Source organism: Microbacterium sp. AZCO (genome assembly GCF_039614715.1).
GTDB lineage: Bacteria > Actinomycetota > Actinomycetes > Actinomycetales > Microbacteriaceae > Microbacterium.
Genome location: NZ_CP154857.1, coordinates 1,389,868 through 1,415,176 on the forward strand (window position 1 = coordinate 1,389,868; position 25,309 = coordinate 1,415,176).

Sequence of the window (25,309 nt, forward strand, 5' to 3'; positions counted from 1 at the left end):
CGCACCCCGACGACGAAGGAGTCGCCATGCCCCCCGCACCCACCCTCGCCACCGACGTTCTCGTGATCGGCTGGGGCCTGTCCGGCCTCGTCGCCGCCGGTGAAGCCGCCGCGGCGGGCAAGAAGGTCGTGATCGTCGACCAGGAGCCCCGCTCGAACCTCGGCGGCCAGGCGTGGTGGTCGTTCGGCGGGCTGTTCTTCGTCGACTCGCCCGAGCAGCGCCGCATGGGCATCAAGGACTCCCTCGACCTCGCCCGTCAGGACTGGTTCGGGAACGCCGCCTTCGACCGCGACGAGGATGCCTGGCCGAAGCGCTGGGCAGAGGCGTACCTGCAGTTCGCCGCCGGCGAGAAGCGCACCTGGCTGCGCGAGAAGGGCGTCGGGTTCTTCCCGGTCGTCGGGTGGGCCGAGCGCGGCGGCTACGGCGCCACCGGCCCCGGCAACTCCGTGCCGCGGTTCCACATCACGTGGGGCACGGGCCCCGGCATCGTCGCGCCCTTCCAGGCCGCCGTCGAGAAGGCCGAGGCGGCCGGACGCATCACGATCCTTCCGCGCCATCGGGTGACCTCGCTCCTCGCGAGCGACGGCGCTGTGACCGGTGCGGCGGGTGACGTCCTCGCCCCGTCGGGCGCGGTGCGCGGCGCGGCGAGCTCGCGCGAGGTCGTCGGCGCGTTCGAGATCACGGCGGGTGCGACCATCGTCACGTCGGGCGGAATCGGCGGCAACCATGACCTCGTGCGGGCGATGTGGCCCGAGCGCCTCGGCACGGCGCCCGCGACGATGGTCACGGGCGTCCCGGCCTACGTCGACGGCTCGATGCTTCCCGTCGCCGAGACGGCCGGGGCTCGGGTGATCAACGGCGACCGCATGTGGCACTACGTCGAGGGACTGCAGAACTGGGATCCGGTCTGGCCGGACCACGGCATCCGGATCCTCCCCGGTCCGTCGTCGCTGTGGCTCGACGCCACCGGCCATCGGCTCCCGGTGCCGCTGTATCCCGGGTTCGACACCCTCGGCACGCTCGCGCACCTGCGTGCGACCGGGCACGACCACTCGTGGTTCGTCCTGTCGCACAAGATCATCGAGAAGGAGTTCACCCTCTCGGGCAGCGAGCAGAACCCCGACCTGACCGGCAAGGACGTGCCCCTCCTGGTGAAGTCGCGGCTCGGCAAGGGCGCGGCGGCACCCGTCAAGGCGTTCATGGACCACGGCGCGGACTTCGTCGTGCGCGACAACCTCGATGACCTCATCGCGGGGATGAAGGCGCTCCCCGGCGGCGACGTGCTCGACGGCGACCGGGTGCGGATCGAGCTCGAGGCGCGCGACCGCGAGGTCGAGAACGACTTCACGAAGGATGCGCAGATCGCGATGCTCCGCTCCGCTCGCGCCTACCGCGGAGACAAGCTCATCCGCACCGCTCCCCCGCACCGCATCCTCGACCCGGAGGCGGGCCCGCTCATCGCCGTCAAGCTGCACGTGCTCACGCGCAAGTCGCTGGGCGGCATCGAGACCGACCTGTCGGCGCGCGCTCTCGGCGCGTCGGGCGACCCGATCCCAGGCCTGTATTCCGCGGGCGAGGCGAGCGGGTTCGGCGGCGGCGGCGTGCACGGCTACCGCGCACTGGAGGGGACGTTCGTGGGTGGATGCCTCTTCTCAGGCCGCATCGCGGGCCGGGCCGCGGCATCCGCCGTCTGACCGGCTACAGCCAGTTGCGCGACTTGAACACGCGATACAGCCCGAACGCGAACGCCACCATCGTCAGGAGTGCGAGCGGGTAGCCGAGCGGCCAGGCGAGCTCGGGCATGTGGACGAAGTTCATCCCGTAGATGCCGGTGATGAGCGACGGCGCGAACAGGATCGCGGCCCAGCTCGAGATGCGCTTGGTCTGCTCGGACTGCGCCAGGCTCGTCTCGTTCTGACGCTGCGCGACGAGCGTCGCGTGGACCGTGAGGGCGTTCTGCAGCGTCTGGCGGAACTCCTCGATCTTCTCGACCATCTGGATGACGTGGTCCTGGATGTCGCGGAACGAACGCCGCAGCTCGAGGATGTCCGGATCCTTGCCGTACGAGTTCTCGAGATCGTCGCGCAGGCTCGCGATCATGGCGTTGAGAGGGCGCACGGCGCGCAGGAACTCCATCACCTCACCCGAGAGGTCGTAGATGCGCTTCGTGACGGTCGGGTCGCCTGTGAAGAGCTGCACCTCGATCTCGTCGATGTCGTTCTCGAGACCGACGACCACCGGCTCGTAGTCGTCCACGATGCGGTCGAGGATCGCGTACAGCACGGCGAGCGGGCCCCGCGTGAGCAGTTCGGGCGCGCTCTCCAGACGGTGCCGGACGAGCGCGAGGTTCGGCGCCTCGGCGTGGCGGATGGCGATGACGAAGTCGGCTCCGGTGAACACCTCGACCTCGCCGAACTCGACGGTCTCGACCGAGTCGACGTAGCGAGCGGGACGCAGCACGAGGAACCGGGTATCGCCGTAGCGCTCGAGTTTCGCGCGCTGATGGCCGAGGAGCGCGTCCTCGATCGCGAGCGGGTGAAGGTCGAATTCGGCCGCGATGATATTGAGCTGCACCGGTTCGGGGCGGTACAGGCCGATCCAGGCGAAGCCGCCGTGCTCCGCGAGCGCCTCCGAGGTGCGCGCAAGGGTCTGCGGGGACGCGACGCGGCGTCCGTCCACGTAGATCGCGTTGTCGATCACTGCCACCGGCACAGTCTGACAGCACCGGCGTGTCATATCAGCCTGATGACCCCGTCCGGCGGACAGCGGTGAGGCCGGTGCGCACGGGGCCGCGGACGAGCACGTGGCCGCGATCCAGGGTGACGCGGGTCCAGGGCCCGGAGGCCAGCACGCGCGCTTCCTCCTCGCCGACGATGAACCCCAGTGCGAACGCCGCGAAAGCCGTGCCGAGCGGAAGGCCGTGAAGCAGCTCGTCGGGCGCGCCCCATACGGTCCCGCGAACGGCGCGGACGACGTCTTCACCCGGATCAGCGGGCATCGATTCGGCGACGGCCGCGATGCCGTACTGCGCCCTGGACGCGAGATCGGCGGCGGGTATCGAGCCGACCGCCTCCCACCCGCTCCGCGGCGGAGCGATGCCCGCCCACGCCGGCGAGAGGCCGACATCGGGCAGCTCGACGGCGCGCGGGTCGTCGTCGGACTTCGCGAGGGCGGATGCCTCGACGACGATGTCACAGACGAGCTCGGGGTCGATCGGGAGGGCGCGCAGGGCGAGCACCGTCGGACTGGCGTCGAGGAGCCCGCGCGGAGCGAGCGGGGCCGAGGTCATGGCGAGGGTGCCGCCGGCGGCCTGGAGCCTCACCCCGCCGTCGCCGAGCGGAGTCGTCCGCCCCGCGAAGGTCAGCGCGTCGGCGGCGGCATCGGCATCGGGGAAGAGAAGGCGCTGCGACATCCGCCCTAAACTACCAAGCGTTGCGGGACCGCCTCCCGCCTTCAGGGAGGATGCCGTGACCGACGCCGCGCAGTCCCTCGAGGAGCCGCTCGACCGAGACCCGGTCGCTGCGCTGCTCGCGGTGCTCGACCTCGCGGACTCGAGCGCCCGCACGACGGAGGACATCTTCACGGGGGTGTCCCAGCCGATGCCCCTCGGACGCGTGTACGGCGGGCAGGTGCTCGCGCAGTCGATCGTCGCCGCGGAGCGGACGACCGCGGAGGGCCGCATCCCGCACTCGATGCACGGCTACTTCCTCCGTCCCGGCGACTCGTCGAAGGGCATCACCTTCGCCGTGGACCGCATCCACGACGGGCGGTCCTTCTCGACCCGGCGCACGCAGGCGTTCCAGGAGGGCGTCCCGATCTTCTCGATGATCTCGTCCTTCCAGGATGAGGACCCCGGCATCGAGCATCAGCAGCCGGCACCCGACGGCATCCCGGGCCCGGAGGATCTCCCCGATCTCGAGGACCACCTCTCGGGACTCCACCCCGTATCGAAGCGGCTGTTCCTCGACCGCCCCGTCGATCTTCGCCACGTGCCGTCGCCGATCTACGTCACGGTGGAGGGCGAGCGCGTTCCGCGTCAGGCGGTGTGGATGCGCTCCTGCAGCCCCCTGCCCGACGACCCGGCCGTGCACCGGGCTGCTCTCGCGTACGTGAGCGACCTGACGATCCAGGAGTCGATCCTCCGAGCGCACGGAGTGCCGTGGGCGACACCGGGGCTCAAGGTCGCGAGCCTCGACCACGCGATGTGGTGGCATCGGCCGGGACGCATCGACGACTGGCTGCTCTACGTGCAGGAGTCGCCCAGCGCCCGCGGCGGGCGCGGCCTCGCGACGGGGCGCATCTACTCGCGCGACGGCGCCCTTGTGGCGAGCGTCGCGCAGGAGATCATGGTGCGCATCCCCGCCTGAATCGGGGTCCCGCGGCGTCAGCGGCGGTGGGTGTAGACGATCGGGTCGCCCTGGTAGGGACTCCAGGCGGCGCGCTCCTCGGTGGTGAGTCGCAGGGGGCGCCCGGTGGCGGCATCCACTTTCACGACGACTGTCGTCGCGCGCGCGTACGTCACCTGCCGGCCGGCGTCGGCTGTCTCGAGAGGGCTGCAGACCTCGTAGCAGACCTCGATGCTCGATCCCCCGAGCTTTCCGAACCACATCTGCACGTCGAGCGGGAACCGCTGGTACGGCACCGGCGCGAGGTACTCGATCTCCTGACGGGCGATGAGGGTGAGGATGCCGCTGTGCAGGCCCGAGTCGAGCACAGCCGTGGGGGGCGCGACTTCACCGCGCTCGGGCTGCCAGAACGCGCGGACGCGCGCCTCCTCGAGCAGCTTGAGCATGGAGGTGTTGTTGACGTGGTTGAACGCGTCGAGGTCGCCCCAGCGAAGTGGGATCGGGATGTGGAGGCGACGGCCCTGGGGCGTCGCCTCCACGGTCGCGATCGGCTCGTCACTCACGAGTCGAGGTCAATCGCGCGTCAGCTTGCGGTACGCGGTGCGGTGCGGGCGCGCCGCCTCCACGCCGAGGCGCTGGATCTTGTTCTCCTCGTACGCCTCGAAGTTGCCCTCGAACCAGTACCACTTGTCGGGGTCTTCATCGGTGCCCTCGTAGGCGAGGATGTGCGTTGCGATGCGGTCGAGGAACCACCGGTCGTGCGTGATGACGACGGCGCAGCCGGGGAACTCCAGCAGAGCGTTCTCGAGCGACTGAAGCGTCTCGACGTCGAGGTCGTTGGTCGGCTCGTCGAGGAGGAGCAGGTTGCCGCCCTCCTTGAGCGTCAGTGCGAGGTTGAGGCGGTTGCGCTCACCACCCGACAGCACTCCGGCCTTCTTCTGCTGGTCGGGGCCCTTGAAGCCGAACTTGGAGACGTAGGCACGCGACGGGATCTCGACCTTGCCGACCTGGATGAAGTCGAGTCCGTCGGAGACGACCTCCCAGAGGGTCTTGCTGGGATCGATGTTCGCCCGCGACTGATCGACATAGCTGATCTTGACCGTCTCGCCGATCTTCAGATCTCCGCCGTCGAGCGGCTCGAGGCCGACGATCGTCTTGAAGAGCGTCGTCTTGCCCACGCCATTGGGACCGATGACCCCGACGATGCCGTTGGGGGGAAGGCTGAAGCTCAGGCCATCGATGAGCGAGCGGCCGACGAAGCCCTTCTGAAGCTTCTTGGCATCGATGACGATGCTTCCCAGGCGCGGCCCCGGCGGGATCTGGATCTCCTCGAAGTCCAGCTTCCGTGTGCGGTCGGCCTCGGCCGCCATCTCTTCGTATCGCGCGAGACGTGCCTTGGACTTGGCCTGACGGCCCTTCTGGTTCGAACGCACCCACTCGAGCTCCTCGGCGAGCCGCTTGGCCAGCTTGGCGTCCTTCTTGCCCTGCACGGCGAGTCGTTCGGCCTTCTTCTGGAGGTAGGTCGAGTAATTGCCCTCGTACGGGATGAGGCGGCCACGATCGACTTCTGCGATCCACTCGGCGACATTGTCGAGGAAGTACCGGTCGTGCGTGATCGCGATGACGGCGCCGGGGTACTTCTGGAGGTGCTGCTCGAGCCAGAGCACGCTCTCCGCGTCGAGGTGGTTGGTCGGCTCGTCGAGGAGCAGCAGGTCGGGCTTCTGCAGCAGGAGCTTCGCGAGGGCCACGCGCCGGCGCTCACCACCGGAGAGGTTCGCGACGGATGCGTCGCCGGGCGGCGTGCGCAGCGCATCCATCGCCTGGTCGAGCTGGGAGTCGATATCCCACGCGTCGGCCGCGTCGATCTCCTCCTGCAGCACACCCATCTCGGCGAGCAGCGCGTCGAAGTCGGCGTCGGGATCGGCCATGAGAGCCGAGATCTCGTTGAACCTGTCGAGCTTCGCCTTGATCGCGACGCCGTCCTGGATGTTCTTCAGGACGGTCTTCGAATCGTCGAGCTCGGGCTCCTGCATGAGGATGCCGACGCTGAAGCCGGGAGAGAGCTTCGCCTCGCCGTTGGAGGGCGTGTCGAGCCCGGCCATGATCTTGATGATCGTCGACTTGCCGGCGCCGTTCGGGCCGACCATGCCGATCTTGGCCCCGGGGAGGAACGACATCGTGACGTCGTCGAGGATGAGCTTTTCTCCGACCGCCTTGCGGGCGCGGACCATCGAGTAGATGTATTCAGCCATAGCGGCTCCAGTCTACGGGCGGACGCCGCGGCGGCCGCGTCCCGGGCGGCTGGTGGAGGGCTACCAGTCGATGGGACGGGTCTGCCCGATGAGACACGCGCCGTCGCCGACGACGGGGAGGACCACGCTCACGGGATCGCCCGTCGCCGGACCCACCTGCCCCACAAGACACTCCCCCGCCCAGAGGACCGAGAACTGGATGCTCTCGGCGCGATTGCCCACGGTGGATTCGTCGTTCGTCACCTGCATCGCGCTCTTGTCGAACCCGGCGGCGACGAGCGCGTCGATGTACGCGCGACCCGACGCCTGGTCGGGGCCCGCCCAGACACTCGCCACGATCGACGCGAAATACGGCAGGTTGTCGGAGGCTGAGCCGCCGGGTACCAGAACCGGAGCCGCCGAAGGGGTCGTGCTGGGCGTCTCGGTCGTGCCCGACGGGAGGGACGTCTGGGTCGATGTGTCTGTGGACGGCGCGCTGCCGGGGCTCGGAACCGAGCAGGCCGCCAGAACCATCGCGGCGATCAGCAGCGCTCCCCCGGCGCCCGCGATCCTGCGTCTCGTCGCGGTGGGTCGGGCGGGCTCGAGGCGGCGGGACACGCCAGTGAGTCTAGGGTGCCGCCCCGAGCGCGCGCCGTGAGCCCTCAGAAGGGCGTGTCCGCGTCGTCCCGTCCGGACGCGGCGGAGTCGCCGGCGATCGCAGCGCCGACGAGCGCCGGCTCATCTGCGGGGTGGGCCTCCGGTGCCGCCCAGGCGTCGGTGATCGTCGCGACGGTCCACTCCGTCGCGCCCGGGTGCTCGGGTGCCCCGTCCTCGCTGGACGTCGACGCGGCCGCGTCCTTCTCGAACCGCGACACGCCGAACCGGAGATCGTGGCCGATCGCATCGGCGTCGATGTCGGCGCTGACGCCCTTCTTCGTGTCGGTCTCCCACTGGCGGAGCTTGAGCTTGCCCGTGAGGATGACCCGGTCGCCCTTGCGCAGCGAGTGGAAGGCGTGCTCGGCGAGGCCGCGGAAGGTCGAGACCGAGAACCAGTTGGTGCCGGCGTCGACCCAGCTGTTCGTCGTCCGGTCGTAACGGCGCTGGCCGCTGGCGACGCGGAAGGTCGTGATCGGCACGCCGCCGGGAGTGCGCTTGTGCTCCGGCTCCGTGGCGACGTTCCCCGTGATCGTGATGGTGTCGGTCATTTCGATTCCTCTCTCTTCACCCGGGCCCTTCCCGGGCGGCGCCGGCGCTCGAGTGCCCATCGAGCGCCGGCGCACTCCCAGAGTGAGCGCGATGGCGAGTCGGGCGCCGTCGGAACGCTCGACCTGGGGAGAGGCGAGGTGGAGAGGTCGTCTGTGGAGGAGCCGATGGGAGCTGCGCCGGTGTCGATGTCGGAGGTCGTACATATCTTCGAATCATCGATCGGAGGATTCGTGTCGACACTCATCGGGCAACTCCCCCTTCAGCCGCCGTCACTGCGCGCAGGAACTCCCGTGCGCCTCACCCGAGCGGCTTCGGGTCTGTGGCGCGTCATCGACGCGCGCGGACGCATCATCGGCCATCTCGAGGCTCACCTCGACCGCGACGGCGTCGCCTACCGGGCTCGGCGATTCCACGCGGCGTCGCACGCCTTCCGCGACCTGGGCGAGTTCTGGTCGGCCGACGATGCCATCGACTGCCTTCGGTTCGCCCGATGAGCCCAGGCGGTCACACCACAGCTTCGAGCTGTTCCGTCGCGGTGACGGGGGCTCCGCTGCGCACGCGCGGCCAGCTTTCGGCGAGGATCGAGATGGCTCGCTCGAGGTCGTCCACCGGGGACGTGAAGGGAAGCCGCAGATGGCGATCATGACCCCCGTCGACCGAGAAGCGTGCGCCGGCCGAGAGGAGCAGACCGCGCGCCCGAGCATCCATCACGAGCGCGGAGCTGAGTGGCGCGTCGAGCTCGATCCACAGCGACACTCCCCCTGGGGGATGCGGCACCCCCCACTCGGGAAGCGCCCGGCGGAGTGCGCTCACCGCGGCGTCGCGACCCGTCCGGAGCAGGTGCGACCGCTGTTCGGCGATTTCGGCGAAGTTCGGGAGGAGGGCGGCGGCGACGGCCTGCTCGAACTCCGGCGTGCCGAGGTCCTGGGTCGAACGCGCGGCGACGAGCCGGCGGATGAGATCGGAGGTGCCTCTCAGCCAGCCCACTCGCAGGCCGCCCCACACCGTCTTTCCCAGCGATCCGATGCGGACGACGGTGTTCGGCTCCCCATCGTCGAAGCCCGGCTCCACAGGTCCTCTGTCGATGTCGAGATCGGCGGTCGTCTCATCGAGGATGACGAGGGTTCCCGCGCGCTCGGCTGCGGCGAGAATCGCCGACCTCTCCTGCGCGGTCATCGATCTCCCGGTCGGATTCTGGAAGTCGGGCATCAGATAAGCCGCGATGGGAAGCGTTCGGGCGAATGCCTGCTCCGCTCGATCGAGGTCCCAGCCGTCGGTCGTCACCGGGAGTCCCACAAGGCGTGCCCCGGCGCGTCGGAACGCATCCGCGGCGTGTGGGTAGGTGGGCGTCTCGATGAGCACTCGGTCTCCTCGACCGACCAGCACCGAGGCGAGGAGATGAATCGCCGATTGGGCGCCCGTCGTGACGATGACCTCGCCGGCCTCGGTCGGGATCCCTCGCCGCCGGTAATGGTCCGCGATGGCCTCCCGCAGCTCGGCCCGCCCGAAGATGTCGTAGCCCACCCGCGAGACGAGCGCCGCCGACTGGGCGGCGACCTCGCTGATGACGCCGGCGAGACCGGGCCACGCGGGCGGGCTCGCCTGCTGAAGATCGATCGCTCCTTCGGGCGACAGTGCCCTTCCCGGGTCGCGGCGGCCCAGCGGGAGGGTGACGCTGCCGGAGCCGCGGACGCTCGCGATGTGCCCGCTGTCACGGAGGCTCCCATACGCGGCAGCCACGGTGCTCCTGCTGACGTGCAGGGCGACAGCCAACTCGCGTTCAGCGGGCAGGGCGGTCCTCGGCGCGATCCGGTTGTCGAGGCAGAGCAGGCGGATCCCGTCGGCGAGTGCCTCGTACGCCGGCTCTCGCGTGCGCCATCCTCCGAGGGCCGCGGTCAGAGCGCGGGCCGAGATCCGGGAATCCATAGAGGCCAGCATAGCTCGATTGGACTGCAGTCAGCAGTCCAATCATGCGATTGGATTACGACATGGCACGTCGCATCATCCAGCTCCTCGTCGGGCTCGTCCTCTACGGAACGGGCTGCGCCCTCACGATCGAGGCAGGCTTCGGGGTCGATCCGTGGACAGTCTTCGCGCAGGGCATCTCCGTCCACACCGGCATCGGGATCGGGTGGGTCACCAATGTCGTCGGGTTCCTCGTGCTGCTGCTCTGGATCCCGCTCCGCCAGAAGCCAGGCGTCGGCACGATCGCCAACATCCTCCTGGTGGGCACATCGATCCAGCTCGCGCTGGCCGTCATTCCGCCGGTGTCGGGGATCGTCGCGCAGGTCGCCGTGCTCCTCGCGGGCATCCTGGTCGTCGCGATAGCTTCAGGCCTGTACATCGGCGCGCACTTCGGACCTGGACCGCGGGACGGTCTCATGACCGGCATGCACAGTCGCCTGGGATGGCCCATCTTCGCGTGCCGCGCCATCGTCGAGGTATCGGTGCTCGTCATCGGCTGGCTGCTCGGCGGAACAGTCGGCATCGGCACGGTGCTCTTCGCGGTCCTCATCGGACCGCTCGTCCACATCGCCTTGCCGCTGCTCGACACTCGGCGGGCATCGCCGACTCCGAGGGCGGAGGTCCTCACCACGGCCGCCGACTGACGGCGGCCGCGGTGAGGGATGCTCAGTGTTCCCGGAACTCCGGCCAGTCCGAGCCCGGCTTGAGGTGCGAGAACAGCGCGTTCTTCGCCACCTCCATGGACGGATACGTGCCGACTGCGGCGTCGGCGCCGACCATCTTCACCGAGTACGACTCGTCCGTCCCCTTCTCGATCGTTCCGACGGCACCGGACGGACCGTAGGCCACCCAGAGGCGGCGCGTCTGCGTGTCACTCATGCTGCCAACCCTTCCGCTCGCTCGAAGTGATCCCGACGCTACGCCTGCGGCGGGCGCTCTTCCAGCGATTGACAGGCGGTTCCCGGAATCGGGCTGCCCGCGCCGCCGGATTCCGACCGATCGGCTGCGACCGGTAGCCTGATACCACCCATCCCTCCGTAGCTCAGGGGACAGAGCGAGCGGTTTCTACCCGCCAGGTCGGGGGTTCGAATCCTCCCGGAGGGGCTTTCCGACTCAGCGTCGGCGCCCATCATTAGGATGGCCTCATGGTGGGCGCCTCCGAGAACGACCGGCTCGTCTGGATCGACTGCGAAATGACGGGCCTCGATCTCGAGATCGACGAACTCGTCGAGATCGCCGTCGTCGTCACCGACTTCGAGCTGAGACCGCTCGATCCCGGGTTCCAGATCGTCATCAAACCCGACGATTCCGCCATGCAGCACATGAGCGACTTCGTGCGCGCGATGCACGAGCACTCGGGCCTGATCAACGAGATCCCGCACGGGGTGAGCACGGCGGACGCCGAGTTCCAGGCGCTGGAATACATCCAGCGGTTCGTGCCGCAAGAGGGCAAGGCGCCGCTGGCCGGCAACACGATCGGCACCGACCGCATGTTCCTCGCCAAGTACATGCCGCGCATCGACCGGTGGCTGCACTACCGCAACGTCGATGTCTCGAGCATCAAAGAGCTCTCGCGCCGCTGGTATCCGCGGGCGTACATCCACGCCCCCACGAAGGGCGGCGGGCATCGGGCTCTCGCCGACATCCGCGAGTCGATCCGCGAGCTCGCGTACTACCGCCAGGCGGTCTTCGTGCCCGAGCCCGGACCGACGAGCGACGGCGCGCGCGCGGCCGCGGCATCCGTCGTGTCAACGTTCGCTCCCGGGGTGTGAGAGAATCTTCTGGTTGCCCGCTTTCGCGGGAGACATGGTGGGTATAGCTCAGTTGGTAGAGCACCTGGTTGTGGTCCAGGGGGTCGCGGGTTCAAGTCCCGTTACTCACCCCAAGTCAGTGCACGCACGTCGATGGATGTACTCGTGACAGTCGAGATGGACGTCGAGTCGTTCGAGGCGCTCGTCGTGGACGAACTCGATCTCCTTCCCGACGACATGATCGAAGGCCTCGACAACGTGGTGTTCGTCGTCGAGGACCGCCCGGAGGACGGCAGCCTCGATCTGCTCGGACTCTACGACGGATGGGCTCTGACCGAGCGGGATCGCTACGGCGTCGGCGAGCTGCCCGACCGGATCATAGTCTACCGCGAGCCGCATCTCGCCGCCTGCGAGACGGAGGAGGAGCTCCGCGACGAGGTCCACACGACGCTCGTTCACGAGATCGCGCACTTCTACGGCATCGACGATGACCGCCTCCACGAACTCGGATGGGCCTGAGGTGACCGCCGCCATCGCACCCGACACGCGTGAGGACATCCGCGTCGACGAGACGGTCGATCCGACCCGCCCGTGGCAGACGGTCGTCTGGAACGACCCGGTCAATCTCATGAGCTACGTCGTGCACGTCTTCCGCGAGTACTTCGGGTTCGCCCGTCCGGAGGCCGAGCGGCTCATGCTCGCCGTGCACAACGAGGGACACGCCGTCGTCGCCGAAGGGGCGCGCGAGCAGATGGAGCTGCACGTCCGGGCGATGCACGACTACGGCCTCTGGGCGACGGTCAGGAAGGCCCCGCAATGACTCCTCGAACTGTCGTGCTCGAGCTCTCCCGGCTCGAGGCGATGCATCTGGCCGGGCTGATCACCCAGTTCGCCGATCTCCTCGAGGAGTCGAGCGGCGAGCCGCGCCCGACCGACCCCGCGGTCGATCGACTGGTTCCGAACGCCTATCCCGACGACGAGGAGGCGGCCGACGAGTTCCGCTCGCTGACACAGCACGAACTCCTCGAACGCCGGTCGACGGATGCCGCGACCGTCCTCGCCGACCTTCACGAGGTGGCCGGTCTCGACTCCGATGACGAGCGGCCTGAGGCGCTCCAGGAGATGGGCGTCATCCGGCTCGACCAGGACGAACTGCAGGCGTGGCTGCGGACCCTCGCGGCCGTCCGGCTCGTACTCGCCTCACGACTCGGCATCGTCGACGAGAACGACCACGACGACGACGACCCGCGCTTCGGGATCTACGACTGGCTGGGCTATCGGCTGGAGGGACTCGTCCGCGCCGCCGACGGCGGGTGACGGGCGCTTAGGGCACGACCGACGGCGGGTGACGGGCGCCTAGGGCACGACGAACTGGTGGGTCGCGAAGCGACGAGGATCGTCTCGCGCGAGGTGGCGCTCCTCCTGCTCGGCCCAGCGGTCCCAGTGCGGCCGGTACGTCTCGCCGTCTCGCTGCAGGGCGCGTCGCTTGCGCGACACGACGGGTGATTCCAGCCAGACCCTCACGTCTCCGAGCCGTTCCGTCGACGGCGTCAGGAGTCCGACACCCTCGACGATGAGCGGAAGAGCGGGATCCACCGCGTGCGCCTCGGCGTAGTCCTCGGCATCCCAGTCCCACCGCTGCCACACCCCGATGAGCCCGCGCCCGTGGGGCACCAGGATGAGCGTGCGCGCGGTCTCGACGCCGTCGGCGAGGCCGTCCCACCCCGGATACAGCTGATCGAGGGCGACGAGCTGCACGGGACCCCGCAACGGCCAGCGAGCGACGAGCTCGCGCGCGAGGCTCGTCTTGCCGGCGCCGCTGCGACCGTCGATGAGGACGACGGGGTTGCTGACCCCGAGCTCCGTCACGGCGCCGACGACTCGTGCGGCGGCGACGTCGAGCGCTGCCGAGACCGGGTCGACGCTACTTCTTGAGGGCGCGGATGACACGGCTGAGCGCGCGGCCGGCGACCCACACGAACGGGATGCCGACCGCGAGGAGCGACACGATGTTCGGCTCGAACCGCACATCGCCGCCGCGACGGATGTAGGAGCCGAGCGGCACCGACCATCCTCCGCCTCCCCCGCCGCCGTTTCCGGCCTCGTCGGAGCCCCCGCCGAACCCCGTCCAGCTGAACGCCACCGGGATGACCTGGATGCCTCCCACGTCGCGCTGCTCGCCATAGGCGCTGTTGACGCCGAGTGATGCGGACTGCTTGCCGAGCTCCAGTGCGATGTTGGGCATGCCCCCACGCTACCGGCCCGCTCCCGCGTTGCCCAGGGCGAACCGGCGTGTCTCAGTCGCGCGGCGGAGCCTGGGGATGCGAGGGCAGTGCCACGCCGCCGCGCGGCACGCCGAGGGAGGTGGCCCGGGTCACGGCGCCTCGCCCGAAACGGGCGTGGGCGTCGTCGAGCGCGCTCTCGACGCTGCGCCACTCGGCGTCGTCGTCCCAGAGGGTCGGCAAGCCGTGCGCGACCGGATGGAGCTTCTCGCCTCGCACGCCGAGGAGGCGGACGGGCAGAGGGCGGTCGACCGCGTCGAAGAGCTCGATCGCGGCATCCCCGATGCGCTGGCCGACCGACGTCGGCTCGGGCAGGGTCTGCGACCGGCTGATCGTCGTGAAGTCGGCGAACCTGATCTTCACCGCGATCGTGGATGCCTCCCAGCCGTTCGTCCGGAGGCGGCGTCCCACCCGGTCGGCGAGGCCGCGGAGCTCCGACCGCAGCACCGCCGGGTCGTCGATGTCGTGGTGGAACGTCTCCTCGTGGCCCACGCTCTTCTCCACGCGCTGCGTGTCGACGCGTCGCGCGTCGAGCCCTCTCGAGAGATGCCAGACGCGCTCGCCCATGGCGGGGCCGAGGGCGCGGTCGAGCACGGGCCGCGGGGTCTGGAGGATGTCGGCGACCGTGTGGATGCCACGGGACTCGAGCGCCTCCGCGGCTTTCGGCCCGACGCCCCAGAGCGCGCGCACGGACTGCGCTGCGAGGAAGGCCGCCGTATCGGGCTCCGCGACGATGAGCAGCCCGTCGGGTTTGCTCAAGGTGGAGGCCATCTTGGCGACGTGCTTGGTCGCGGCGACGCCGATGCTGCACGTGAGCCCGGTCTCCTCCAGCACCCGGCGGCGGAGCATGACGGCGATCTCGCCGGGGCTCCCCCACAGCCGACGCGCGCCCCGCACGTCGAGGAACGCCTCATCGATCGACAGCGGCTCGACGAGCGGGGTGAAGTCTTCGAAGATCCCCATGACTGTCTTGGACAGCTCGACGTAGCGGTCGAAGGTCGGCTGCACGACGATGGCGGTCGGACACAGCCGGAGCGCCTGCGCCGTGCCCATCGCCGAGCGCACGCCGAACCGGCGGGCCTCGTACGACGCGCTCGAGACGACCCCGCGCCCTTCGCTACCGCCGACGATGACGGGCCTGCCCTTCAGCGAAGGATCGTCGAGGATCGCCACCGACGCGTAGAACGCGTCCATGTCGACGTGCAGGATCCCGGTGCCGGTGTCATCCGCACCCGCCGGCGAGACGAGCCGGCCCGATCCGTCACCGCGCCCCATGGTCCCATTCTTCCCGCGACCGCCGACATACGGCGGGTCGCTACTGGGCGGCGCGCTCCAGGATCAGCTCGCGGACGCGCGCGGCATCCGCCTGTCCCTTCATCGCCTTCATGACCGCGCCGATGATCGCTCCGGCGGCCTGGACCTTGCCGTCGCGGATCTTCTCGAGCACGTCGGGCTGCGAGGCCAGGGCGTCGTCGATCGCCGCGATGAGCGGACCGTCGTCGGACACGACCGCCAGACCCCGCGCATCGACGACCTCCTGAGGGGTGCCCTCGCCGGCGATGACGCCCTCGAGCACCTGACGCGCGAGCTTGTCGGTGAGCGTGCCGGCGTCGACGAGCTGCTGGAGGGCGGCGACGTCGGCCGGCGACACGAGCTCGGTGGCGTCACGGCCCTCCGCGTTCGCGATGCGGCTGATCTCGCTCATCCACCACTTCCGGGCGGCGGCGGGCGTCGCACCGGCGGCGATCGTGGCCTCGACCTCGGCGAGAAGCCCCGCGTTGACGACACCCTGGAACTCGATGTCGCCGAAGCCCCACTCCGCCTTGAGCCGACGGCGATGCGTCGCCGGCGCTTCCGGCAGGGCCGCACGCAGCTGTTCGATCAGCTCCGTCGACGGCGCGACGGGGAGCAGGTCGGGCTCGGGGAAGTACCGGTAGTCGTCGGCGTCGGACTTGGGGCGACCGGGAGAGGTCGTGCCGGTGTCCTCGTGCCAGTGCCGGGTCTCCTGCGTGATCGAGCCGCCGTTCGACAGGATGGCGGCCTGGCGCTGGATCTCGTAGCGCACGGCCCGTTCCACGGAGCGCATCGAGTTCACGTTCTTGGTCTCGGTGCGGGTGCCGAGCGGTGCGGCAGGCTCGCCCGCCGGTACCCGGGGGCGGAGGGAGACGTTCGCATCGCAGCGAAGGTTGCCGCGCTCCATGCGCGCCTCCGAGATGCCGAGGGCGATCACGATGTCGCGGATCGTGCGGACGTACGCGGCGGCCAGCTCGGGAGCGGAGTGCTCGGCGCCGATGATCGGCTTCGTCACGATCTCGACGAGCGGAACGCCCGCGCGGTTGTAGTCGACGAGGGAGTACTCGGCGCCCTGGATGCGACCGGTCGAGCCGCCGACGTGCGTGAGCTTGCCGGCATCCTCTTCCATGTGGGCGCGCTCGATCGGCACCTGCACGAGCGTGCCGTCGCTGAGCTCGACCTCGACGTGGCCCTCGAATGCGATGGGCTCGTCGTACTGCGAGATCTGGTAGTTCTTGCCGAGGTCGGGATAGAAGTAGTTCTTCCGCGCGAAGCGGCTCGAGGGCGCGATCGAGCACCCGAGCGCGAGGCCGAGGCTGATCGAGGAGCGCACAGCCTCTTCGTTGACGACGGGCAGTGCGCCGGGCAGCCCCATATCGACGGGCGCGACGAGCGTGTTGGGCTCGGCGCCGTGGTGCTCGTCGTGCGCGGGGTTCGGCGCGGCCGAGAACATCTTGGTCTTCGTGTTGAGCTCGACGTGCACCTCGAAGCCGAGCACCGGCTCGAACAGCTCGAGGGCCTTCTCGAAGTCCATCAGGGCGTCCTTCGCCATCAGCGGATTCCTCCCATCGATCCCTGAGCCCGTCGAAGGGCGGGCGCCTTGTCGAGGAGCGGTCCGCCCCACGAGTCTTCGAGCACGGCTTCCAGCGCCGCGCCGACGCGATAGAGCCGTGCGTCCTCGCGAGCGGGAGCGAGGAACTGGATGCCGACGGGCAGGCCGTCCTCGGCAGCCAGGCCCGACGGGATCGAGATCCCCGGGACGCCGGCGAGGTTCGCGGGGATCGTCGTGACGTCGTTGAGGTACATCTGCAGCGGGTCGTCGATCTTCTCGCCGAGCTTGAAGGCGGTGGTCGGAGCCGACGGCGTGGCGATCACGTCGACCTGCGTGAAGGCGGTGTCGAAGTCGCGCTGGATGAGCGTGCGCACCTTCTGAGCGGAGCCGTAGTACGCGTCGTAGTAGCCCGCCGAGAGCGCGTAGGTGCCGAGGATGATGCGGCGCTTCACCTCGTCGCCGAAGCCCGCTTCGCGCGTCGCCGCCATGACGTCTTCGACCGTCGAGTTCGCGTGCGGTGTGACACGGAGGCCGAACCGCACGGAGTCGAACTTGGCGAGGTTGCTCGACGCCTCGGCCGGAAGCACGAGGTAGTACGCGGCCACGCCGTACTCGAAGTGAGGAGCGCTGATCTCCACGATCTCGGCGCCGTGCGCCTCCATCGCGGCGAGGGCCTCGCGGAACGAGGCCGACACGCCGGCCTGGAAGCCGCTGTCGGGAAGCTCGGAGATGACGCCGACCTTGAGGCCCTTCAGGACATCGCCGCGCGCGCCCTCACGAGCCGCGTCGGCGAACGACGGCCACGCGTCGGTGAGCGACGTCGAATCGTTCGGGTCGTGGCCGCCGATCACGTCGTGGAGCAGGCCGGCGTCGAGCACGGCGCGCGTGACGGGTCCGACCTGGTCGAGGCTCGAGGCGAGGGCGATCGCGCCGTAGCGGCTCACACCGCCGTACGTCGGCTTGATGCCGACGGTGCCCGTCACGTGCGCGGGCTGGCGGATCGAGCCGCCCGTGTCGGAGCCGAGGGCCAGCGGGGCCTCGAAGGCCGCGACGGCGGCCGCGGAGCCACCGCCCGAGCCGCCGGGGATGCGGTCCAGATCCCACGGGTTGTGCGTCGGGCCGTACGCCGAGTGCTCGGTGGAGGACCCCATTGCGAACTCGTCCATGTTCGTCTTGCCGAGCGGCACGAGCCCTGCCGCGCGCGAGCGGGCGACGACGGTCGCGTCGAACGGCGACAGGTAGCCCTCGAGGATCTTCGAGCCGCTCGTCGACGGCATGTCCGTCGTGACCAGCACGTCCTTGATGGCGAGCGGGACGCCCGCGAGGGCGCCGAGGGACTCCCCCGCACCGCGGCGGCGGTCGATGTCGGCGGCGACGTCGAGCGCATGGTCGCTCACGTGGAGGAAGGCGTGGACGTCCGCGTCGACCTCGGCGATGCGGTCCAGGTGGGCCTGCGTGGCCTCGACGCTCGAGACCTCGCCGGAGGCGAGCTTGTCTGCGAGCGCGGCGGCGCTCAGACGGATGAGATCGGTCATCGTCACTGCTCCTCGCCCAGGATCGCAGTGACCCGGAAGCGGCCGTCGGCGGCATCCGGTGCATTCTGCAGCGCCTGCTCGATCGTCAGCGGCCGGCCGACCTCGTCGGCGCGGAAGACGTTCTCCATCAGGATCGGATGGCTCGTCGCGACGACGTCGGGAGTCGCGACCTCCGACACCTTGGCGATGTTGTCGACGATCACGTCGAGCTGGCCGGTGAGGCGCTCGACCTCTTCGTCGCTCAGCTGGATCCTGGCGAGCACACCGAGATGGCGCACGAGATCGGGGGTGATTTCAGACACCACGACAGTCTAATCGGGCCGTGTGGGGCGCCCCGGCCGGGCGTAGTCTGAGCCGCGTGACGACGACGTATGACCCGCCTCGCCCGTGGATCGCCAGTTACGCCGCGGGTGTGCCAGAAGACCTCGACCCGGTGTCCGGCTCGCTCGTCGACATCGTGGAGGCGTCGGCCCGGGACTACCCCGACGCGCCCGCTCTCCAGTTCTTCGGGCGGGTCACGACGTATCGCCGGCTCCATGAGGCGATCGATCGCGCGGCGGCAGGCCTCAAGCAGCGCGGCGTCGGCCCCGGCGACCCCGTTGCCATCGTGCTGCCCAACTGCCCGCAGCACATCGTGGCCTTCTACGCGATCCTGCGGCTCGGGGCGGTGGTGGTCGAGCACAACCCCCTCTACACCCCGCGAGAGCTGCGGAAGCAGTTCGAGGACCACGGCGCGAAGCACGCCATCGTGTGGAGCAAGGTCGTCGGCACCGTCCAGGACTTCCCCGACGACCTGCGGGTGCCGAACCTCATCACGGTCGACGTGACGAAGGCGATGCCGTTCTTCACGCGCCTCGCGCTCCGGCTGCCGATCGCGAAGGCACGCGAGTCGCAGGCGGCGCTTCACGAGCGCACCTCCGGCGCCACGTCGTGGGAGGACGTCGTGGGCGCCGACCGGCTCCCGTCGACGCATCCGAAGCCCGCGACCGACGACCTCGCGATCATCCAGTACACGAGCGGCACGACGGGAACTCCGAAGGGCGCCGCGCTGACACATCGCAATCTGCTCGCGAACGCGGCCCAGGCGCGAGCGTGGGTTCCCTCGATCGTGCGGGGGGATGGATGCGTCGTGTACGCCGTGCTTCCGATGTTCCACGCGTACGGCCTCACCCTGTGCCTGACCTTCGCGATGTCGATGGGCGCAAGACTCGTGCTCTTCCCCCGGTTCGACCCGGACATGGTGCTGGACGTGACGAAGAAGCATCCCGCCACCTTCCTTCCGCTCGTGCCGCCCATCGCCGATCGCCTCCTGAAGGCGTCGAAGGAGAAGGGGGTGCCGATCGCGGGAACCGAAGTCGCGATCTCGGGAGCCATGGCGCTTCCCCACGAGCTCGTCGTGCCCTTCGAAGCCGCGAGCGGCGGATACCTCGTGGAGGGGTACGGACTCTCGGAGTGCTCTCCCGTGCTCATGGCGAACCCCGTGGCCGACAACCGCGTCCCGGGCACCGTGGGTCTCCCCCTCCCCGGCACCGAGTGCCGCGTGGTCGACCCCGACGACCCGTCCACCGACGTCGAGCCCGGCGGGCGTGGCGAGCTCGTGGTGCGGGGGCCGCAGGTGTTCCAGGGCTACTACGGCAAGCCCGAGGAGACCGAGGCGGTGTTCGTCGACGGCTGGTTCCGCACGGGCGACATCGTGACGATCGATGAGGCCGGCTTCGTGAGGATCGTCGACCGCATCAAGGAGCTCATCATCACGGGTGGCTTCAACGTCGCCCCCACCGAGGTCGAGAACGCGCTGCGACAGCACCCGGACGTCGAGGATGCCGCTGTCGTGGGACTGCCGAGCGTCCATTCGGGCGAAGAGGTCGTGGCGGCGATCGTCGTCGAGAGCGGCAAGGACGTGGACGTCGAGGCGATCCGCGAGTTCGCCCGCGGCATCCTGACCCCGTACAAGGTGCCGCGGCGCATCTTCGTGGTGGACGAGCTGCCCAAGTCCCTCATCGGCAAGGTGCTCCGGCGTCAGGTTCGCGAGTCGCTGCTCACACTCACGACGGGGTCGTAGCCGCGCCGCGCGCGCGGATCGACCGAGTCACTCGACGAGGCCGTCTCGCGCGACGGCGACCGTGTAGGGATGCAGCGTCGCGATGAAGAGTCCTCCGGCGACGCCGGGATCGGCATCCATGATTCGTAGGGCTTCGGCGCGGTCGGACGCCTCGAAGATCGTGATCCCGAACGTGTCGTCCTCCTGCGTCCGGCCGGCGAGGATCAGGATGCCGCGATCGCGGAGCGACACGAGATACTCGAAGTGCGCCGCGGTCAGCGCCCGCTCCTCGTCGGTGGGGCCCTGCGGCATGCCGGGCCGAGCCGGAACGATCCGGTACAGCCACTGACCCGTCACGGCCGCGTCACTCTTCCTCGTCGCGCGGCCCGAGCGCGCCCGGCCCCTGCTCGACGAGGACCCTGAACTGAGCGGCGTCGATGATCCGCACCCCGAGCTCCTCCGCCTTGGCGAGCTTCGATCCGGCGCCCGGGCCCGCAGCGACGAAGTCCGTCTTCTTCGACACGCTCGACGCGGCTTTGCCACCCGCCTTGATGATCGCCTCCTGCGCGCCCTCGCGGGAGTACCCCTCGAGCGAGCCGGTCGCGACGACCGTCAGCCCCTCGAGCACTCCCCCTTCGACCGTGGCCGCACCGGGACCGGGGTGGCCGGGCGTCGCGAGCTGGGCGCCGGCGGCCTCCCAGCGCTCGACGATCTCGCGGTGCCAGTCGACCTCGAACCAGTCGGTGAGCGCGTCGGCGATGATCCCGCCGACTCCTTCGACCGACGCGAGCTCGTCGCGCGATGCCGCCCGCATGGCGGCGAGCGACCCGAACCACTGCGCGAGCGCGCGCGCCGCGACGGGGCCGACGTGTCTGATGCTGAGGGCGACGAGGAAGCGCCACAGGTCCTTCGTCTTCGCCTTCTCGAGCTCGTCGATCAGGGTGACGGCCTGCGCGGACGGCTGAGGCCCGGTGAGCCCCTCCTTCTTCTCGGCGGCGCTGGGGTTGCGACGGAAGGGCGCGCGCCGGACCGGCTCACCGGTCTTCTCGTCGATCTTCAGCTCGCCCGTCTCGGCGTCGCGCACGACGACCTCGATGGGCACGAGCTGCTCGAGCGTGAGTTCGAACAGGCCCGCCTCGGTCGGCAGCGGCGGAGAGTCGGGAACGGAGGGCTGGGTGAGCGCCGCGGCGGTCACCTCGCCGAGCGCCTCGATGTCGAGAGCGCCGCGCGATCCGATGTGCTCGACCCGGCCGCGCACCTGCGCGGGACACGATCGGGTGTTCGGGCAGCGCAGGTCGACATCGCCCTCTTTCGCCGGTGCGAGTCGGGCGCCGCACTCCGGGCACTCGGCGGGCATGACGAACTCGCGCTCGGTGCCGTCGCGCAGCTCGACCACGGGCCCGAGGACCTCGGGGATGACGTCGCCCGCCTTGCGCAGCACCACGGTGTCGCCGATGAGCACGCCCTTGACCCGGACGACGTCCTGGTTGTGCAGCGTCGCCTGCCGCACGACGCTGCCCGCGACGCGAGCCGGCGCCATGACGGCGAAGGGCGTGGCGCGGCCCGTGCGCCCGACGGAGACGACGATGTCGAGGAGCTTCGTGTTGACCTGTTCCGGCGGGTACTTGTAGGCGATGGCCCAGCGCGGCGCGCGGCTCGTCGCCCCGAGCTCGTCGTGCAGCGCCAGCTCGTCGACCTTCACCACGATGCCGTCGATCTCGTGCTCGACGTCGTGCCGGTGCTCGCCGTAGTGCGCGACGAAATCGATGACGCCGTCGATCGTCTCGGTCGTGCGGAAGTAGGGGCTCGTGGGCAGGCCCCACTCCGCCAGCAGCGCGTAGACCTCGCTCTGCGAGGCGACCGGCGGGTTCTGCCATGCGCCGATGCCGTGCACGAAGAGACGAAGCGACGCGACCCGCGCCTCCCCCGCCTCGAGCTCGAGCCCGTCCTTCTTGTCGAGCTGCTGTCGCAGGCCGCCGCTCGCCGCGTTGCGCGGGTTCGCGAAGGCCGGGAACCGCCGGTCGGCCGAGCGCCGAGCGCGCTCCTCGTCGGCGCCGCGCGCACGAGACTCGTCGTAGACACGCTCCCGCAGCCGGGCCTGCAGGGCGTTGAGCTCTTCGAACGCGGCGACCGGGATGAAGACCTCGCCGCGCACCTCGACGATGGGCGGATGCCCCGTGCCGGCGAGTCGCTGCGGGATGCCGGCGACCCGCAGCGCGTTGACCGTGACGTCTTCGCCGACGCGCCCGTCTCCGCGCGTAGCCGCCGAGGTCAGTACGCCGTTCTCGTAGCGGAGGCTGATCGCGAGCCCGTCGATCTTGAGCTCGGTGAGCCAGCGCACCTGGCGGCCCGCCGCATCCTGAGCCTTGCGGCACCACTCGCGCAGCTCGTCCTCGCTGAAGACGTTGTCGAGGCTCAGCATGCGCTCGGCGTGTTCGACGGGCGCGAACAGCGTCGAGGTCGCCGCGCCGACGTTCAGCGTCGGTGAGTCCTGCGTCTGCAGTTCGGGGTGCAGACGCTCGAGCTCTTCGAGCCGCCGCATCCACCCGTCGTACGTGGCGTCGTCGACGATCTCGGCATCGCGGCCGTAGTAGGCGTCGCGAGCCTCGATGATCCTGTCGGTCAGCCCCTGCGCCTCGGCGCGGGCCTCGTCGAGCGTGAGGTCGGGAAGATCGAGGGGTGCGGCATCCGTCACCCCGTCAGTTTAGAAGGGGGGTCCGACACCGGCCATCGGCGGATCAACCCGCCTCAGACCTCGGCGGGCACGGCCGACACGGTGCGGTCGATCGTGAACTGCCCGATGACCCGTGTGCCGTCGTAGAGCACCGCCGTCTGCCCCGGTGCGACGCCGTCGAAGTGCGACTCGGGCCGCACGGTGAGCACGCCGTCGCACAGGGTCGCGAGCGCCGGCACGGGGTCGGCGTGGGCGCGGATCTGGACGTCGCAGGCGAACGACGACGTCTCGGGCGCGCGACCGGACCACGTGTACCGCTCCCCCGCGATCTCGGCTGTCGCGAGCGCCTCCTTCGGCCCGACGACGACGGTGTTCGACACGGGACGCACCTCGAGCACGAACCTCGGCTTGCCGTCGGGCGCCGGGATGCCGAGCGAAAGGCCGCGACGCTGGCCGACCGTGTACGCGTGCGCTCCCTCGTGGGAGCCGACGACGGCGCCGGAGCGGTCGACGATGTCGCCGGAGGCCGTGCCCACCTTCTCGGCGAGCCAGCCGCGCGTGTCGCCGTCGGGGATGAAGCAGATGTCGTGGCTGTCGGGCTTCTGCGCGACAGTGAGGCCGCGCTCGGCGGCCTCGGCGCGGACCAGCGCCTTCGACGGGGTCGAACCGAGCGGGAAGTACGTGTGTGCGAGCTGCTCCGCCGTCAGCACCCCGAGCACGTACGACTGGTCCTTGGCGCCGTCCGACGCGCGGTGCAGCTCGAGACCGTCGGCGCCCTCGACGAGCGTCGCGTAGTGGCCGGTGCAGACGGCGTCGAACCCGAGCTCGAGCGCGCGCTCCAGGAGCGCCGCGAACTTGATCTTCTCGTTGCAGCGCATGCACGGGTTCGGCGTGCGGCCCGCCTGGTACTCCGAGATGAAGTCGTCGATGACGTCGTCGCGGAACCGCTCCGAGAAGTCCCACACGTAGAAGGGGATGCCCAGCCGATCCGCCGCCCGCCGGGCGTCCATCGCGTCCTCGATCGTGCAGCAGCCGCGGCTGCCGGTGCGCAGCGTTCCGCCCGCCCGCGACAGCGCGAGGTGCACGCCGACGACGTCGTGTCCGGCTTCCACGGCGCGCGCGGCGGCGACGGCGGAGTCGACTCCGCCCGACATGGCCGCCAGGATGCGCATCGGTCCAGTCTACGAGCGGCGGCTGAGGGTTCGACGGGCTCAGCGCGCCGCGGATGCCCGCGCGCGCTCGACGGCGGCGGGGAGCACGGCCAGCACCCGCTCGACGTCGGCATCGGTCGAGGTGCGCCCGAGGGTGAATCGCAGCACCTGCCGGGCCTCGGCATCCGTCCTCCCGAGAGCCAGCACGACGTGCGACGGCTCGGGGACGCCCGCCTGACACGCCGAGCCCGTCGAGACGGCGACGTCGGCCTGGTCGAGCAAAAACAGCAGCGTCTCCCCCGTCGCACCCGGGAACAGCACGTGCGCGTTGCCGGGCAGGCGCGCGGAGGGGTGACCGAGCAGCTCGGAATCCGGAACGGACGACAGGATGCCGGCCACCAGCCGATCGCGCAGTGCCGTCAGCCGCTGCCCCTCCGCCACGAGCTCGGCGACGGCCATCTCGGCCGCCGTCGCGAAGGCGCTCGCCCCCGCGACATCCTGGGTGCCCGGGCGGAGCCCGCGCTGCTGCCCTCCGCCGTGGAGCATCGGCGTCAGGGCGGCGTGCCGCGACACGACGAGCGCCCCGACACCGACGGGTCCGCCGATCTTGTGCGCCGAGACGCTGAGGGCGGCCAGCCCGGCCGGTCCCCCGGCATCCCCCCTCCACGAGGCGAACTCCACGGGAACGTGGCCGAACGCCGAGACGGCGTCGAGGTGCAGCGGGACTCCCGCCGCCGCGGCGGCCGACGACAGCCCGACGGCGTCGTTGAGGGTGCCCACCTCGTTGTTGGCGACGAGCGCCGTTGCGAGGGCACCGCCGTCGAGCGCAGCCGCGAAGGTGTCGGTCGGGATGCGTCCGAGCGCATCGAGCGCGACCGGCCGCACCGCAGCGGCCTCGTGCGCGACGAGCCAGTCGACGGCGTCGAGCGTCGCGTGGTGCTCCCCGTCGGGCAGCACGACAGCGTCCGACTCGGGGCGTCGCGCCCACCAGAGTCCCTTGACGGCGAGGTTCACCGACTCGGTCCCGCCCGAGGTCAGGACGACCTCGATGGGGTCGCACCCGAGCACCGCCGCGAGTCGCTCGCGGGAATCCTCGAGGAGGCGGCGCGCCGCCTGACCCGCGCCGTGGATCGAGGATGCGTTGCCGAGAGACTCCGTCGCACGGATCCAGGATTCCCGTGCCTCGGGCCGCAGCGGGGTGGTCGCGGCGTGATCGAGATAGACACCCATACCGGACACTCCCCTCCTCCCGTGACCCGTGGGACTCATGTCGTCATTACTG

General features: G+C 70.1%; 27 protein-coding genes and 2 tRNA genes. 11 read left to right on the forward strand and 18 right to left on the reverse strand.

The features are described 5' to 3' along the window. The first annotated feature begins 26 nt into the window (after positions 1 to 26). The gene (locus AAIB33_RS06565; protein WP_345802747.1) at positions 27 to 1,694 is read left to right on the forward strand and encodes an FAD-binding dehydrogenase; all 1,668 of its coding nucleotides are present in this window, start codon (positions 27 to 29) and stop codon (positions 1,692 to 1,694) included. Between the two features lie 4 nt (positions 1,695 to 1,698). Here AAIB33_RS06565 and AAIB33_RS06570 read toward each other — a convergent pair whose 3' ends face one another. Together AAIB33_RS06570 and AAIB33_RS06575 are read right to left on the reverse strand one after the other, a co-directional pair. Next, positions 1,699 to 2,706, reverse strand: coding sequence for a magnesium and cobalt transport protein CorA (locus AAIB33_RS06570; RefSeq protein ID WP_345802748.1), 1,008 nt, complete (start codon positions 2,704 to 2,706; stop codon positions 1,699 to 1,701). 31 nt (positions 2,707 to 2,737) lie between these two features. Then, positions 2,738 to 3,412, reverse strand: coding sequence for a hypothetical protein (locus AAIB33_RS06575; RefSeq protein WP_345802749.1), 675 nt, complete (start codon positions 3,410 to 3,412; stop codon positions 2,738 to 2,740). A gap of 55 nt (positions 3,413 to 3,467) precedes the next feature. Between AAIB33_RS06575 and AAIB33_RS06580 the strand changes: the two genes are divergently transcribed. Next, on the forward strand, positions 3,468 to 4,367 hold the full coding sequence (locus AAIB33_RS06580) for an acyl-CoA thioesterase II (RefSeq protein ID WP_345802750.1): 900 nt from the start codon (positions 3,468 to 3,470) through the stop codon (positions 4,365 to 4,367). Positions 4,368 to 4,384: 17 nt separating this feature from the next. On the opposite strand, the gene AAIB33_RS06585 is transcribed toward AAIB33_RS06580, so the two are convergent. From AAIB33_RS06585 to ssb, 4 genes are read right to left on the reverse strand one after another with little or no spacing between them, the layout of a single operon-like run. Beyond that, positions 4,385 to 4,909 carry a thioesterase family protein gene (locus AAIB33_RS06585; RefSeq protein ID WP_345802751.1) on the reverse strand — a complete coding sequence of 175 codons (525 nt, stop codon included), beginning with the start codon at positions 4,907 to 4,909 and terminating at the stop codon, positions 4,385 to 4,387. A gap of 9 nt (positions 4,910 to 4,918) precedes the next feature. After that, a complete protein-coding gene (ettA, locus tag AAIB33_RS06590) occupies positions 4,919 to 6,598 on the reverse strand; it encodes an energy-dependent translational throttle protein EttA (protein WP_345802752.1) in 1,680 nt (559 codons plus the stop codon). A 60-nt stretch (positions 6,599 to 6,658) separates the two neighbouring features. After that, complete coding sequence (locus AAIB33_RS06595) at positions 6,659 to 7,195, reverse strand: hypothetical protein (protein WP_345802753.1); 537 nt, start codon at positions 7,193 to 7,195, stop codon at positions 6,659 to 6,661. Positions 7,196 to 7,239: 44 nt separating this feature from the next. Further along, on the reverse strand, positions 7,240 to 7,782 hold the full coding sequence (gene ssb / locus AAIB33_RS06600; protein WP_345802754.1) for a single-stranded DNA-binding protein: 543 nt from the start codon (positions 7,780 to 7,782) through the stop codon (positions 7,240 to 7,242). 291 nt (positions 7,783 to 8,073) lie between these two features. Here ssb and AAIB33_RS06605 point away from each other — a divergent pair, with 291 nt between their 5' ends. Beyond that, positions 8,074 to 8,277: a hypothetical protein gene (locus tag AAIB33_RS06605; protein WP_345802755.1), complete on the forward strand. Its 204-nt coding sequence runs from the start codon at positions 8,074 to 8,076 to the stop codon at positions 8,275 to 8,277. A gap of 10 nt (positions 8,278 to 8,287) precedes the next feature. Here the strand turns inward: AAIB33_RS06605 and AAIB33_RS06610 are convergent, their stop codons facing one another. Next, entirely contained in the window at positions 8,288 to 9,709 is a 1,422-nt protein-coding gene (locus AAIB33_RS06610; protein WP_345802756.1) for a PLP-dependent aminotransferase family protein, read from the reverse strand. Positions 9,710 to 9,771: 62 nt separating this feature from the next. Here AAIB33_RS06610 and AAIB33_RS06615 point away from each other — a divergent pair, with 62 nt between their 5' ends. Further along, positions 9,772 to 10,392, forward strand: a complete 621-nt coding sequence (locus AAIB33_RS06615) for a hypothetical protein (protein ID WP_345802757.1) — start codon at positions 9,772 to 9,774, stop codon at positions 10,390 to 10,392. A 22-nt stretch (positions 10,393 to 10,414) separates the two neighbouring features. Here the strand turns inward: AAIB33_RS06615 and AAIB33_RS06620 are convergent, their stop codons facing one another. Then, the gene (locus AAIB33_RS06620) at positions 10,415 to 10,627 is read right to left on the reverse strand and encodes a methyltransferase (protein WP_345802758.1); all 213 of its coding nucleotides are present in this window, start codon (positions 10,625 to 10,627) and stop codon (positions 10,415 to 10,417) included. Positions 10,628 to 10,779: 152 nt separating this feature from the next. Between AAIB33_RS06620 and AAIB33_RS06625 the strand changes: the two genes are divergently transcribed. From AAIB33_RS06625 to AAIB33_RS06650, 6 genes are all read left to right on the forward strand, one after another. Continuing rightward, positions 10,780 to 10,852, forward strand: a tRNA-Arg gene (locus tag AAIB33_RS06625). A 41-nt stretch (positions 10,853 to 10,893) separates the two neighbouring features. Beyond that, positions 10,894 to 11,520 (forward strand): oligoribonuclease, encoded by a 627-nt coding sequence (gene orn, locus AAIB33_RS06630; RefSeq protein ID WP_345802759.1) that lies wholly within the window; start codon positions 10,894 to 10,896, stop codon positions 11,518 to 11,520. A gap of 37 nt (positions 11,521 to 11,557) precedes the next feature. After that, positions 11,558 to 11,633: transfer RNA gene (locus AAIB33_RS06635), tRNA-His, on the forward strand. 31 nt (positions 11,634 to 11,664) lie between these two features. After that, positions 11,665 to 12,018 carry a metallopeptidase family protein gene (locus AAIB33_RS06640; protein ID WP_345802760.1) on the forward strand — a complete coding sequence of 118 codons (354 nt, stop codon included), beginning with the start codon at positions 11,665 to 11,667 and terminating at the stop codon, positions 12,016 to 12,018. A 13-nt stretch (positions 12,019 to 12,031) separates the two neighbouring features. Further along, complete coding sequence (clpS, locus tag AAIB33_RS06645) at positions 12,032 to 12,319, forward strand: ATP-dependent Clp protease adapter ClpS (protein ID WP_345803392.1); 288 nt, start codon at positions 12,032 to 12,034, stop codon at positions 12,317 to 12,319. After that, entirely contained in the window at positions 12,316 to 12,816 is a 501-nt protein-coding gene (locus tag AAIB33_RS06650; protein WP_345802761.1) for a DUF2017 family protein, read from the forward strand. The genes clpS and AAIB33_RS06650 overlap by 4 nt, the downstream gene beginning before the upstream one ends. 39 nt (positions 12,817 to 12,855) lie before the next feature. Here AAIB33_RS06650 and AAIB33_RS06655 read toward each other — a convergent pair whose 3' ends face one another. From AAIB33_RS06655 to gatC, 6 genes are read right to left on the reverse strand one after another with little or no spacing between them, the layout of a single operon-like run. Next, a complete protein-coding gene (locus AAIB33_RS06655; RefSeq protein WP_345802762.1) occupies positions 12,856 to 13,449 on the reverse strand; it encodes a hypothetical protein in 594 nt (197 codons plus the stop codon). Then, complete coding sequence (locus tag AAIB33_RS06660) at positions 13,424 to 13,744, reverse strand: hypothetical protein (RefSeq protein ID WP_345802763.1); 321 nt, start codon at positions 13,742 to 13,744, stop codon at positions 13,424 to 13,426. Before AAIB33_RS06660 ends, AAIB33_RS06655 begins: the two co-directional genes overlap by 26 nt. Before the next feature lie 52 nt (positions 13,745 to 13,796). Continuing rightward, entirely contained in the window at positions 13,797 to 15,056 is a 1,260-nt protein-coding gene (dinB, locus tag AAIB33_RS06665; RefSeq protein ID WP_345802764.1) for a DNA polymerase IV, read from the reverse strand. A gap of 40 nt (positions 15,057 to 15,096) precedes the next feature. Then, positions 15,097 to 16,626: an Asp-tRNA(Asn)/Glu-tRNA(Gln) amidotransferase subunit GatB gene (gene gatB / locus AAIB33_RS06670; protein ID WP_345802765.1), complete on the reverse strand. Its 1,530-nt coding sequence runs from the start codon at positions 16,624 to 16,626 to the stop codon at positions 15,097 to 15,099. Further along, complete coding sequence (gene gatA, locus AAIB33_RS06675) at positions 16,626 to 18,161, reverse strand: Asp-tRNA(Asn)/Glu-tRNA(Gln) amidotransferase subunit GatA (protein WP_345802766.1); 1,536 nt, start codon at positions 18,159 to 18,161, stop codon at positions 16,626 to 16,628. Before gatA ends, gatB begins: the two co-directional genes overlap by 1 nt. A 2-nt stretch (positions 18,162 to 18,163) precedes the next feature. After that, positions 18,164 to 18,463, reverse strand: a complete 300-nt coding sequence (gene gatC / locus AAIB33_RS06680) for an Asp-tRNA(Asn)/Glu-tRNA(Gln) amidotransferase subunit GatC (protein ID WP_345802767.1) — start codon at positions 18,461 to 18,463, stop codon at positions 18,164 to 18,166. A 56-nt stretch (positions 18,464 to 18,519) separates the two neighbouring features. Between gatC and AAIB33_RS06685 the strand changes: the two genes are divergently transcribed. Further along, positions 18,520 to 20,223 carry a long-chain-fatty-acid--CoA ligase gene (locus AAIB33_RS06685; RefSeq protein ID WP_345802768.1) on the forward strand — a complete coding sequence of 568 codons (1,704 nt, stop codon included), beginning with the start codon at positions 18,520 to 18,522 and terminating at the stop codon, positions 20,221 to 20,223. Positions 20,224 to 20,250: 27 nt separating this feature from the next. Here the strand turns inward: AAIB33_RS06685 and AAIB33_RS06690 are convergent, their stop codons facing one another. From AAIB33_RS06690 to AAIB33_RS06705, 4 genes are read right to left on the reverse strand one after another with little or no spacing between them, the layout of a single operon-like run. After that, on the reverse strand, positions 20,251 to 20,559 hold the full coding sequence (locus AAIB33_RS06690) for a YciI family protein (RefSeq protein WP_345802769.1): 309 nt from the start codon (positions 20,557 to 20,559) through the stop codon (positions 20,251 to 20,253). Positions 20,560 to 20,566: 7 nt separating this feature from the next. Further along, on the reverse strand, positions 20,567 to 22,897 hold the full coding sequence (gene ligA / locus AAIB33_RS06695) for an NAD-dependent DNA ligase LigA (protein ID WP_345802770.1): 2,331 nt from the start codon (positions 22,895 to 22,897) through the stop codon (positions 20,567 to 20,569). 53 nt (positions 22,898 to 22,950) lie between these two features. After that, positions 22,951 to 24,048: a tRNA 2-thiouridine(34) synthase MnmA gene (gene mnmA / locus AAIB33_RS06700; RefSeq protein WP_345802771.1), complete on the reverse strand. Its 1,098-nt coding sequence runs from the start codon at positions 24,046 to 24,048 to the stop codon at positions 22,951 to 22,953. 39 nt (positions 24,049 to 24,087) lie between these two features. Then, positions 24,088 to 25,257: a cysteine desulfurase family protein gene (locus tag AAIB33_RS06705; RefSeq protein ID WP_345802772.1), complete on the reverse strand. Its 1,170-nt coding sequence runs from the start codon at positions 25,255 to 25,257 to the stop codon at positions 24,088 to 24,090. Positions 25,258 to 25,309 lie beyond the last annotated feature (52 nt).